Source organism: Pseudoalteromonas sp. SaAl2, assembly GCF_052947895.1.
Window position 1 is genome coordinate 3,561,601 of sequence record NZ_CM129605.1, and the last position, 12,462, is coordinate 3,574,062.

8 protein-coding genes, 2 rRNA genes and 2 pseudogenes are annotated in these 12,462 nt (G+C 40.9%); 7 read left to right on the forward strand and 5 right to left on the reverse strand.

The window, feature by feature from the left end; genetic code table 11:
* The first annotated feature begins 165 nt into the window (after positions 1-165).
* Both ACU8V8_RS16765 and rrf read left to right on the forward strand, forming a co-directional pair.
* Positions 166-3,053 (forward strand): 23S ribosomal RNA (locus ACU8V8_RS16765).
* A gap of 192 nt (positions 3,054-3,245) precedes the next feature.
* Positions 3,246-3,360 (forward strand): 5S ribosomal RNA (rrf, locus tag ACU8V8_RS16770).
* 165 nt (positions 3,361-3,525) lie between these two features.
* Here rrf and ACU8V8_RS16775 read toward each other — a convergent pair.
* The 5 genes and pseudogenes from ACU8V8_RS16775 to ACU8V8_RS16795 form a co-directional block, all read right to left on the reverse strand.
* A protein-coding gene (locus tag ACU8V8_RS16775; RefSeq protein ID WP_446888251.1) for an IS630 family transposase occupies positions 3,526-4,543 on the reverse strand; the annotation gives its coding sequence in 2 pieces (ribosomal slippage) (positions 3,526-4,101 and positions 4,103-4,543; 1,017 coding nt in all).
* An 88-nt stretch (positions 4,544-4,631) separates the two neighbouring features.
* Positions 4,632-5,021, reverse strand: a pseudogene (locus ACU8V8_RS16780) (IS630 family transposase); the annotation flags it as partial.
* Positions 4,978-5,241, reverse strand: coding sequence for a helix-turn-helix domain-containing protein (locus ACU8V8_RS16785; RefSeq protein ID WP_446888252.1), 264 nt, complete (start codon positions 5,239-5,241; stop codon positions 4,978-4,980). The gene ACU8V8_RS16785 and the pseudogene ACU8V8_RS16780, both read right to left, overlap by 44 nt.
* 265 nt (positions 5,242-5,506) lie before the next feature.
* On the reverse strand, positions 5,507-6,166 hold the full coding sequence (locus tag ACU8V8_RS16790) for a hypothetical protein (protein ID WP_446888253.1): 660 nt from the start codon (positions 6,164-6,166) through the stop codon (positions 5,507-5,509).
* Positions 6,163-6,858: a hypothetical protein gene (locus ACU8V8_RS16795; RefSeq protein ID WP_446888254.1), complete on the reverse strand. Its 696-nt coding sequence runs from the start codon at positions 6,856-6,858 to the stop codon at positions 6,163-6,165. Before ACU8V8_RS16795 ends, ACU8V8_RS16790 begins: the two co-directional genes overlap by 4 nt.
* A gap of 705 nt (positions 6,859-7,563) precedes the next feature.
* On the opposite strand from ACU8V8_RS16795, the gene ACU8V8_RS16800 reads away from it, so the two are divergent.
* From ACU8V8_RS16800 to ACU8V8_RS16820, 5 genes and pseudogenes are all read left to right on the forward strand, one after another.
* Positions 7,564-8,496, forward strand: a complete 933-nt coding sequence (locus tag ACU8V8_RS16800) for a CHAD domain-containing protein (RefSeq protein ID WP_446888255.1) — start codon at positions 7,564-7,566, stop codon at positions 8,494-8,496.
* Positions 8,497-8,535: 39 nt separating this feature from the next.
* Positions 8,536-9,435, forward strand: coding sequence for a DUF350 domain-containing protein (locus ACU8V8_RS16805; RefSeq protein ID WP_421960093.1), 900 nt, complete (start codon positions 8,536-8,538; stop codon positions 9,433-9,435).
* Between the two features lie 3 nt (positions 9,436-9,438).
* Complete coding sequence (locus ACU8V8_RS16810) at positions 9,439-11,160, forward strand: polyamine aminopropyltransferase (protein ID WP_446888256.1); 1,722 nt, start codon at positions 9,439-9,441, stop codon at positions 11,158-11,160.
* 80 nt (positions 11,161-11,240) lie between these two features.
* Positions 11,241-11,654 (forward strand): YjfI family protein, encoded by a 414-nt coding sequence (locus tag ACU8V8_RS16815; protein WP_087534556.1) that lies wholly within the window; start codon positions 11,241-11,243, stop codon positions 11,652-11,654.
* Between the two features lie 58 nt (positions 11,655-11,712).
* Positions 11,713-12,405, forward strand: a pseudogene (locus ACU8V8_RS16820) (PspA/IM30 family protein).
* Positions 12,406-12,462: the final 57 nt, after the last annotated feature.

A 12,462-nucleotide genomic window follows, 5' to 3' on the forward strand; every position in this document is an offset into this window, starting at 1 on the left:
TTGTTATTTGTACAGAGTTTTCAAAAGTAAAAAAGAATGATAGCAGTATCATTCAGTGCCATTTAATGAACGATTACGTTTGTTGATTGGTATCTACTTTAGTATTCAATATTAACTTCTGGCGAAGTTAAACTGTCACGAAACAAAGACCCGTTTGGGTTGTATGGTTAAGTGACTAAGCGTACACGGTGGATGCCTTGGCAGTTGGAGGCGATGAAGGACGTATTAACTTGCGATAAGCTTAGTCGAGCTAGTAAAAAGCACTTGAGACTAAGATTTCCGAATGGGGAAACCCACCTGCTTGCAGGTATCGTTAACTGAATACATAGGTTAACGAGGCGAACGCGGAGAACTGAAACATCTAAGTACCCGTAGGAAAAGAAATCAACCGAGATTCCGGAAGTAGCGGCGAGCGAAACCGGAACAGCCCTTAAGCTTATTATGTGTTAATGGAAGGCTCTGGAAAGTGCCACGATACAGGGTGATAGTCCCGTACATGAAAAGACATTTTAAGTGAAATCGAGTAGGTCGGAGCACGTGAAACTTTGACTGAATATAGGTGGACCATCATCTAAGGCTAAATACTCCCAACTGACCGATAGTGAACCAGTACCGTGAGGGAAAGGCGAAAAGAACCCCTGTGAGGGGAGTGAAATAGAACCTGAAACCGTGTACGTACAAGCAGTAGGAGCCCACTTGTTGGGTGACTGCGTACCTTTTGTATAATGGGTCAGCGACTTATATTTTGTAGCGAGGTTAACCGATTAGGGTAGCCGTAGGGAAACCGAGTCTTAACTGGGCGAATAGTTGCAAGGTATAGACCCGAAACCCGGTGATCTAGCCATGAGCAGGTTGAAGGTTGAGTAACATCAACTGGAGGACCGAACCCACTAACGTTGAAAAGTTAGGGGATGACTTGTGGCTTGGAGTGAAAGGCTAATCAAACCGGGAGATAGCTGGTTCTCCCCGAAATCTATTTAGGTAGAGCCTCGGACGAATACTTACGGGGGTAGAGCACTGTTAAGGCTAGGGGGTCATCCCGACTTACCAACCCTTTGCAAACTCCGAATACCGTAAAGTACTATCCGGGAGACACACGGCGGGTGCTAACGTCCGTCGTGAAGAGGGAAACAACCCAGACCGCCAGCTAAGGTCCCAAAGTCATAGTTAAGTGGGAAACGATGTGGAAAGGCCCAGACAGCCAGGAGGTTGGCTTAGAAGCAGCCATCCTTTAAAGAAAGCGTAATAGCTCACTGGTCGAGTCGGTCTGCGCGGAAGATGTAACGGGGCTAAACTATGCACCGAAGCTGCGGATTCAGAATTTATTCTGAGTGGTAGGGGAGCGTTCTGTAAGCGGTTGAAGGTGTACCGGGAGGTATGCTGGACGTATCAGAAGTGCGAATGCTGACATGAGTAACGATAATGCGGGTGAAAAACCCGCACGCCGGAAGACCAAGGGTTCCTATCCCATGTTAATCAGGGTAGGGTAAGTCGACCCCTAAGGCGAGGCCGAAAGGCGTAGTCGATGGGAAACGGATTAATATTTCCGTACTTGGTATAATTGCGATGGGGGGGACGGAGCAGGCTAAGCAAGCATGGCGATGGTTGTCCATGTGAAAGTGAGTAGGTTGGTGACTTAGGAAAATCCGGGTTGCTAAGACTGAGACACGAGACGAGTCACTAAGGTGATGAAGTTGCTGATGCCATACTTCCAGGAAAAGCCTCTAAGCTTCAGATTATACCGAATCGTACCCCAAACCGACACAGGTGGTCAGGTAGAGAATACTAAGGCGCTTGAGAGAACTCGGGTGAAGGAACTAGGCAAAATCGTACCGTAACTTCGGGAGAAGGTACGCTCCTATCTGTGATGAGATTTACTCTCTAAGCGGACGGGAGCCGCAGTGACCAGGTGGCTGGGACTGTTTATTAAAAACACAGCACTGTGCAAAATCGCAAGATGACGTATACGGTGTGACACCTGCCCGGTGCCGGAAGGTTAATTGATGGGGTTAGTTTTCGGACGAAGCTCTTGATCGAAGCCCCGGTAAACGGCGGCCGTAACTATAACGGTCCTAAGGTAGCGAAATTCCTTGTCGGGTAAGTTCCGACCTGCACGAATGGTGTAACCATGGCCACGCTGTCTCCACCCGAGACTCAGTGAAATTGAAATCGCAGTGAAGATGCTGTGTACCCGCGGCTAGACGGAAAGACCCCGTGAACCTTTACTACAGCTTGGCACTGAACATTGAACCTACATGTGTAGGATAGGTGGGAGACTTAGAAGATGAGACGCTAGTTTTGTTGGAGTCGTCCTTGAAATACCACCCTTGTAGTTTTGATGTTCTAACGTTGGCCCCTGAATCGGGGTTACGGACAGTGCCTGGTGGGTAGTTTGACTGGGGCGGTCTCCTCCCAAAGAGTAACGGAGGAGCACGAAGGTTGGCTAAGTACGGTCGGACATCGTACGGTTAGTGTAATGGTAGAAGCCAGCTTAACTGCGAGACAGACACGTCGAGCAGGTACGAAAGTAGGTCATAGTGATCCGGTGGTTCTGAATGGAAGGGCCATCGCTCAACGGATAAAAGGTACTCCGGGGATAACAGGCTGATACCGCCCAAGAGTTCATATCGACGGCGGTGTTTGGCACCTCGATGTCGGCTCATCACATCCTGGGGCTGAAGTCGGTCCCAAGGGTATGGCTGTTCGCCATTTAAAGTGGTACGCGAGCTGGGTTTAGAACGTCGTGAGACAGTTCGGTCCCTATCTGCCGTGGGCGTTTGAGAATTGAGAGGGGTTGCTCCTAGTACGAGAGGACCGGAGTGAACGAACCGCTGGTGTTCGGGTTGTCATGCCAATGGCATTGCCCGGTAGCTACGTTCGGAACTGATAAGCGCTGAAAGCATCTAAGCGCGAAGCAGGCCTCGAGATGAGTTCTCACTAGACTTTTAAAGTCTCTGAAGGGCCGTTGAAGACTACAACGTTGATAGGCAAGATGTGGAAGCATAGTGATATGTTAAGCTAACTTGTACTAATTACCCGTGAGGCTTAACCATACAACGCCAAACGCGTTTTATGCGACAGTTTAAGCGAAGAAGTTAAGATTGTAGGTCGTGATTTATCGCGACAACTAAAGTAGATTTACTGGCAGCTGTAAGCGATAAGCTTAAAGTTGTAAGAAGACAATTATCAGCCATTTTCCAAATTTTAATTAATTGGCTCGAAAGAGCGGATTAATACCAAATTTGCTTGGTGACAATAGCGTTTTGGACCCACCTGATCCCATGCCGAACTCAGTAGTGAAACGAAACAGCGCCGATGATAGTGTAGCATTTGTTATGTGAAAGTAGGTCATCGCCAGGCTCCAAATTGAGAAAGCCCGATTCGAAAGAATCGGGCTTTTTTACGTTTATACCAATACTTTTTATTAAGTGATCAAATTTATCCATTTTCTCGAACAGATACGCTTAACGTTATCAATGTCTGAGCGAAATGTATTCCACGCCCTACTTATACCAATACTATTTATTAAGTGATCAAATTTGTCCATGCTCTAAAGCACATATGCTTAACGTTAGTAATATTTGAACGAAATACATTCCAGGCTCTACTTACTTGCTCCACAATGTCGTCATAATCTGAAAAAGTACGATTAGATAACTCTCTGTCTCGCATCCATGCCCATACTTGCTCAACCGGATTAGGTTCTGGTGAATAAGGAGGCAACGGTATCACCGACACATTTTTAATCCCTTCACCAACATTACCCATATGCCAGCTTGCGCGATCAACAATAACCACTGCGTGCCGTCCACATGGCGTAGCATCTGAAATGAGTTGTAAGTGTTGCTTCATTATATCCTTACTCAAATAATGGGCTATAATCGCCTCTGTTTGCCCTGTTGCGGGGCATACTGCACCAAAAATATGAGTGGAGAGAAATTGCTGTTGCTTCACAACACGTGGCCTAGTGCCTTTTTTAGCCCAAATTTTTGAGGGGGTATTTTGTTGCCCAAATCGCGCTTCATCTTGAAACCACACATCCACTCTATCAAGCGCCACGTGGCCTGGAATTGTGATGATCGTATTATAATGGAAATTTTTTAAAGTCTTTTTGTGCCTCAATTGACTGTTTAGGATGTTTAGAGCGAGACGTTATCCATGAAAGATTAAGCTCATACATCAAACGGTAAACATTATTGAGTTTGTATTGGACACCAAATGTATCGTAAATGTATTTGCGTATATCTTCACCTATTAGCCTCCCACCTTCCTCTTTCACTGCGTGCGCACAGATATAATCTTTAAGCTGGCACTTTTGTTTTAATGTTAAGCCACAAGGGCGACCTGATTGTTTTTTAATATCAAGCGCTTTAAGTCCATCGGATAAGTATGCAGTAACCCACTCATTAACCAGTCGACGGCTAACGCGGGTAGTTTTTGCGACAACAGTACGATTTTTTACTTCGAGAAAGAGGCGAATAACCTCATAACGCGTTTTTAATCGGGCATCTCTGGTATACGGGAAGTTAGGAATAGTAGACAAGCTAGACTCAATGATAATGACAAATTTATGAGTATTAGATCATAAAAAGAAGGTAATTAAAATAGATCATGAATTAAATGTGTTTGGTATAACCACTAAATACACGATTTGATAGACAGTGTTGCCTTAGCCAACTCCATACTTGCTCCATTGGGTTTAACTCTGGGGTATAAGGTGGAAGCTTTATCAACGTTATATTATTAAATGGTTGTACAGTATCAATAGTATGCCAACCAGCACCATCAACGATCACAACCGCATGACGTCCCGTCTCCGTGGCTTTTGATATTAATTCCATGTGTTGCGTCATGGCGTCTTTATTGACGATAGGGCTGATCAGCGCTTCTGTTTTACCATTACTTGGGCACACAGCACCAAATAAGTATCCATACTCGAACTGCTGTTGTTTTGTTGCGCAAGGTCTAGAGTCTGTTTCAGCCCATACGCGCGTTGTTTGATTTTGTTGGCCAAACCGTGCGGCCTTTAATCGGTTTGTTGTTCAAGCCAGCAACGCCATTGTTAAGATAGTTTGAAACCCATTTATTAATACTACTACGTGCTGTATTCAGCTGTTTCGCAATATTGGTTTTGTTTTCACTCTCTAAAAATAATGAGACGGCAAGAAGATGTATACGTTTTCTTGGATTAGATTCTTTACGTGATAGGGCTAAAAGTTGTTTGGATTCATCTAAGCTCAATTTAGTAAAGTAAATAGGTAATGATGTGCTAATCAGATCACATAATTTTGCAAATTGGTATAATAGAGATAAATACAGTCACTCTTATTGATCTAAATTGCCCAACATTGCAAACTTTCCCTACACCAAAGATGCGCGATTAAAGACCCGCTATCAAGTTGTTCGCCAATTTCTTAAAGTTAAAAACCGTACGGTTGTTGTAAAAGTGACAGGTGTTATACTATATACGGTATTAGCCTACAGAATTGTTAAAATAAATCCTACTTCAATCAGCAAGCCATTGAAATAAAGTGTTATTTTCGGTTTCATTATTTACTCTGAGTTGTAAAAGAGAGCTCATTGAATTAGATTTAAGATCTAATATTGGATTGCCTTTATTTTCCTCCAAAGTAACATTGTTTTTAAGACCTTTTTCGGTTACTTCACAGGTGCCATTTTTACAAATAACATCAGGTTCTGGTCTGAGGAGCTGCTTATCTGAAGTAATAATAACATACCGATCATCAACCTTAGAAGAATCTTCAAAAGCCTTAAATTTTTCAGCCGAAAAGCTTGGCATTATTCCCGCTTTTATTTCTATCATATGTTGTAGAAATTGGTAACTACCCCGATGAGACAATGCACTTAAACCTGGCTCAGTCATAAACGAAATGAAACCCTCATCTATATCAGATGAAGATAGTTTTTTCTGACTATCAAGGATATTATTTATCGTAGCTTGATCTTTATCCGTAAAGCTGACCGCAAGCTGGTATCCTTCACCGTTGAAGTGTCCATTATTAAAATTATTAAGTATCTTCCCATCGTCATGCATTCTGTAACCACCAAGATCACTGGCAAACTGACGGATATACTTAAAATCTATATTATTATTATCAGCATATTCATAGATATCAGCTAATAACTCTCTATCTCCTTGTGTCAAAATTCATAAGAACTTCGCATTAAGTTAGATAAGGACATTCCATCAGCGCCGCTTAAAATTTCTGATTCAGTACCACCAAAAATATCCGTCACCATAGTTTCATAATAATGCTCAGACCGGCTTATATTTTTGCTTTTTTCTAAATCCCGTTCATCTAAAATAGACTCGAACTGTGATGTTACTTGCGAGCTATATTCATCGGAAACCATCGCTTTACTAAAAGAAGAAAAAGAGTTCATATGAGATAATAGTAATTCTTCAAATGATGCTAGTGCGGTAACGTTACTTTCGTATTTAAGGCTGTCTCGTTTTAGGTTTGATAGGTTTTGCTGATCAAGTGTGTGCCATCTTTCATATGCAGCTACTCTCTCTGAGCTGCTAAATGTATTACTTGTGTCTAATGCTATCGTCTCAAGTTTTGATTTGGATAAATGTTCAAATTCCCATTTTGCTGTGGCAACCTCATCACTATTTATTTTTGCATTTGAAGAGAGTATTTCCTTATGTAGAGATAAATTTTGCTGACTTAATTTAGAAATATCAATAGAGCTTTTGGCCTTACTTAATTTCGACGCTAATGAAGAAACTGATGCGTGTATTTCTATATCCTTACTTTTTTTGGGGTCAGATTGTGGCTGAGGAAAAGCTTTTCTCGCATTTAACAAACTTCTCTTGATATCAGGTATATCCATACTATTGACCCTCTAAACGAAAATAGACTCCTTTGATTAAATTTGGAGTCTAAGGTGTTAATTAGTTAGTTGTGTAGTTAAAAGTTATACTTTCTATTCTATTTGGTGTTGAATAATGGAAAGTACCAGTTGCTTCAACTCTATGAACAATTGTTTGACTGCTTAAAAATAGCGAAGACATTAGAAAAGCGGCAATAGACATTTTCTCCATTAAAAATTCCTTATTATATAATTGGAGAGTTCTTCATTTGTGGTTTTGTACCTTTTTTACATTATTTTAATGAGAAAACATTGTCAATGTAATAAGAACAAATTATTCAGTTTAGTTAGCTAGGGCCATACTATGTAATGGATATTTGTACGTTTAAGTATCCATTTTTAATTGAGCACTTTTGTAAATTCAAATGAGAGGGCATCCAACTAAATTGCAAAAACCATTACTAGATTAACTCGCTGAGCTTATGTTTATAAAGCAGAAAAGCAGAGGCTTCAAATTTGTGAGAGTGGTTATCGTATAAAGTGTTTGTCGGCTATGAGGGGAGCTCGTGTCACCTTCTAGTTGTCATCTAGCTAATTAAAAGTTGAGTGCAGTAAAACATAGGCTTTGATCCTTAGAAAATATTATCTTGTTGCAATTTCATTCTTGGTTTAATAAGTAAGCTGTGTAAAACTAGCTGAGTTAATTTAGTAAATCAGGTGACATGAATGTCGGATATAAAAGCTTGGAAACTTATAAGCCTGTTTTGTTTGATAAGCTTGCTTATGGGCTGCCAGTCGAAAGAAGAGCAGTTACAACAAACAATTCAACAATCTATAACTAAAGCAGAGGTTGAACTAGATGGGCTTGGTAAAGCCTTAGAGAATGGTTCAATTCGTAATGCTGTCTTATTGACTGAATATGCGCGCATAATCAGTAATGAAAAACCTCAGTTGTCGCAAATTGCTTCTGTAATGGCTCAAGATGCAACGCGAAATGGTGCGCTTTATTCTGGCTTACAGCAACGCTTAGCTGATATTAAGAGCACGCACCTTATACCGCCTTATGAAGAAACATTACGCAACTTAGATTTATTAAGAGATGCAGCAAAACCCACTTTGTTTTCTGATGCATTGACTGATCCTATCAATATGCTAGCTGATATGTCAGGTGGTTCACTTGCCCGTGTTGGCGCTATAAGTCAGCAAGCAGAAGGTGCCGGCGAAGGTAATCAATTAGTTGGTAACCCAAATTACGGTAACTGGCAAACTAATAGTAATGGTATTAGTTTTTGGCAGTGGTATGGCATGTACCGTATTTTAGGTGATGTATTTGACCGTGTTGAATATGGTAGTTGGAGTAAACGCCGTAAGTACAGTTATTACAATGATTATGGTAGAGCGCGTTACACCAGCCCTAAACAAATGAAAGCACAAACGGCAGTTGAAACGAGAACTCGTCAGTCTTATCAGCGTCAGGGTAAACAATTTACCAGTCCGTACGCGACGAAAAAAACAGGTGCTTCAGGGCTTAGTCGTAGCAGTTACACACCACCTAAAAGCAAGAGTAGTTACTCAAAAACGAGTAGTTACAGTAATAGCTCAGGTTCGGTAAGAAACAGTAATAGTCGCACTTCTCGTGGTGTTAGCCGCGGTAAATAAACTGCCTCGTAAAGAATTAAGTGTTGGAGTTAAAAGAATATGTACGAATTTAATGGAATAACTATGTGGTCTCTGCAAGCGTTGGCAATTGATTTTGCAATAATTATCGCTTTATTTGTCAGTCTTAAATTTATTAAAGGCTGGGTATCTAACTTACATGCCAATGATGAAATCACAGAGCGCGATAACTTCGCCTTTGGTATCAGTTTTGCGGCGGGTCTGGTTGCATTGGCAATTGTACTCACTGGTGTAAGTAGTGGTGCATTTGCTGCAACCCTACAGCAAGAAGCACTGCAAATGCTAGCCTACGGGGTGTTGGCAATTGTCCTAATAAAACTAGGTCACTTTTTTCAAGATAAAGTAGCACTACGCAAAGTGAGCCTACATGACGAAATAGTTAAAGGTAATGCTACTGCTGCAATCATCGACTTTGGTCATGTTGTGAGTGTTGCAATAGTGATTCGCTCAGCGCTATTTTGGGTTGCAACAGAAGGGTGGCACGGCATACCGATTGTTATTGCAGCATTCATTATTGGTAGTCTCGCTCTGTTACTTGTTAGTCAGTATCGTGTGCAGTTATTTAAACGCACTAATCGCAGTGGTGACTGCTTACAGCAAGCTATCATTGATGGCAATTTAGCTGTTGGTATACGTTACGCTGGCTTTTTAATCGGCAGCGCACTTGCTATTACTGCGGCTTCAGGTATCGCGCCTTATGTTGCCGACAGTATTAATGCTAGCCTAGTGTATTGGGCTATTAGTGCGGTTGTGTGCTTAATTGCCTTTATCTTATTACATTTAATAACGATAAAAATAATCCTAACGGGTTGTGATATTTCTGATGAAGTTAATCGCCAAAAGAATGTTGGCGTAGCAACAATTTCGGCTGCAATCTCGTTTGCAGTAGGTATAACGATGGCTACGTTATTAGGCGCATAAGATTTGTCACACACAACAACGACCCCAAGTAAGAATGCCTTACTTGGGCATGATTTTTTATTAATAACTGTTATGGCCGTACTCGCTGGGTGCGGCCTTATTTATGAATACCTCTTATCACATTATGCTGGGCGAGTACTAGGTTCGGTTGAAAGCGCTATTTATGCCATGATTGGTACTATGATAGTCGCAATGGGCATGGGGGCATTTTTAGCTCGCTGGTTTAAAGACCCTTTTACTGCTTTTGCATGGCTTGAAAGTATTATTGCCTTAGTCGGTATGGGGTGTATTTTAGCTATAGCTAGTGTGATTGCGGTTAGTTATTCATTACCACATATATTTTCTGAAATTTTTAACCTTCCCGCCGACACTATATTAAATGGCTATGTTTTTCAAAAGCTGCAAGAGTGGTCGCGTTTTCTTCCCTATGTATTTGGTTTGTTACTTGGCTTATTAATCGGTATGGAGATACCGCTTATTGCCCGAATTCGCCAACATGTATATGGACGTTTTTTAGAAAATAACGCGGGGACAATTTATGGCGCAGATTATATTGGGGCGGGTATAGGTGCGGCAATTTGGGTAAGTATTATGCTTGCTATGCCAATTATGCAAGCTGCGGCATGGACTGCTCTTTTTAATATCATTGCTGGTTTGGCATTTTTATGGCGTTATCACAGCTATGTACGCTTTGCTAAATTACTTTTAGTATGTCATGTAGCACTGTTAGTTTTATTCGGTTTTATCTTAGTGCTTGGTAGCAGCTGGATGAAAGATTTAAGTAATGTGCTCTATAAAGATAAGGTTATCTATTCTGAAGCAACCAAATATCAGCATCTAGTTTTAACTGAGCGTTTAAGCCGTAATCAACCAGACCCAATAACTGACCTTTACTTAAATGGTCGTTTGCAATTCTCAAGTGTTGATGAACAAATCTATCACTCTATGTTGGTCTACCCTGCGCTATTAGCATCTAACCGTCATGATAAGATATTAATCATCGGAGGCGGTGATGGCTTAGCAATGCGTGATGTACTTAAGTGGCCAGTTGATGAGGTGACGTTAATAGACCTTGATGCTCAGCTACTTAATTTATTCGGTCATCGTGATGAGATATATAATGCGCCTGCACATATAGTCAGTCGATTAACTAAATTGAACGCCAATTCGATGAATGATCCTAGAGCGAATGTGATTGTAGGTGATGCATTTATAGAAGTGGAACGATTACTTGATCAAGGTAAGCGATTCGATACGATTATTATCGACTTGCCGGACCCAAATCACCCAGATCTAAACAAAATGTACAGTGATTACTTTTATAACCATATTCGCCAGTTACTTGCAGCAGATGGTGCAATGGCTGTGCAATCGACTTCACCGTATCATGCAAAAAAAGCATTTTTAAGTATAGGTAAAACAGTCAAAGCGGCGGGCTTCAAACATGTTGAACAGTATCAACAAAACATACCGTCATTTGGTCAGTGGGGCTGGACAATTGCTACCACAAATGGCAAATCAGCAAGTGGACGAATACAAGATGTTACGAGTCTACCTGTTACTTCAAGGTGGATTAGCCAAAAATATTTACTGGCTACATTCGCTTTTCCAAGCAGTTACTTTGAACAAATAAAAGATATTGAAGTCAATAGATTAGGGTCAGGCACTTTGTATGACTATTACCGTAGTGCATGGCAAGTAGAAAGCGAATTGTATAAAAATTAATAAAACAGGGTTGACATAATATGTCGCTCGTGCGAATCTTAACTCAGACATAATATGTCAGATAACAAAAAGGCAGAGACATGGAATTAAACGAACTTTCAATAAAGCTAGCATCTTTTGAAACTGAAGGCGCTAATTTTGAATCTTTCTTGATCGCCAACCAAGACGAGCAAGATGTGTTACAAGTTATTGTTGATGGAAATGATGAACTTCCAATTTTTGTTACGCAAACACAAGAGCAATTGTTATGTATTAGCTACTTGTTTGCAGATGACGAAGTAAAACCAGATTTACGTAATGAGCTAAACGAAACGTTATTACGCTTGAATGTACCAATTCCATTGAGTGCATTTGCCAAAATTGACGACAAATATGCAATTTTTGGCGCTCTGTCGGTGAACTCATCATTTGATGACATCACCCATGAGTTAGTAACATTAGCCGATAATGCTATCGATGCCCTAGAAGCTGTTACTTTGTATTTGAATGATTAATATCTCATTTATCAGTGCAATTAAATAACAGTTAGCTATTTTAAGTGGAGTTAAGATTATGAGTATATTAAAGAAATTATTTACAGCAGTTCGTGGCGGTGCGCGTGAAGCCGGTGAAGCAATCGTTGATGCTAATGGTATCCGTATATTTGAACAAGAGATTGCTGATGCGCAAAACGCACTGCAACGCGCTAAAAAAAGCTTAACAGAAGTTATGGCTAAAGAAATGCAAACTAAGCGTGCTTTAAGTGCACTTGATGCGTCGATTGCTGAGCACGAAGCCTATGCAGGTCAAGCGCTTGAAAAAGGTAACGAAGCACTTGCTTTAGAAATTGCTGAAAAAAATTGGCGACTTTGAAAACGAAAAAGCTGAACACGAGCAAGTGTTGGCTGGTTTTAGTAATCATATCGTCACATTAAAGCAGCAAGTAAAAGATGCTGAAAAGTCGATTAAAGAAAATCAACGTCAGCTTACTATGGTTAAAACCACAGAAAGCGTGCAACAAGCGACTATGGCTGTTAATAGTACATTGAATACTAATAGCTCGTCGATGACCAATGCTCGTCAATCGCTTGAGCGTATTAAAAAACGCCAACAAGATCGTAGCGACCAACTTGGTGCTGCAAAAGAACTGAAGCTGAAACCAGTGGCGGCGATTTAAAAGCTAAAATGGCTGAAGCAGGTATTGGTGATAGCAGCCCGAAAAGTGCAGATATATTAGCGCGCATTAAAGCTAAACAAAACGGCTAATCATCAGCTATAAATTTTAAAAGGTAACGCAGCACCAGCGCGTTACCTTTTTTGCTT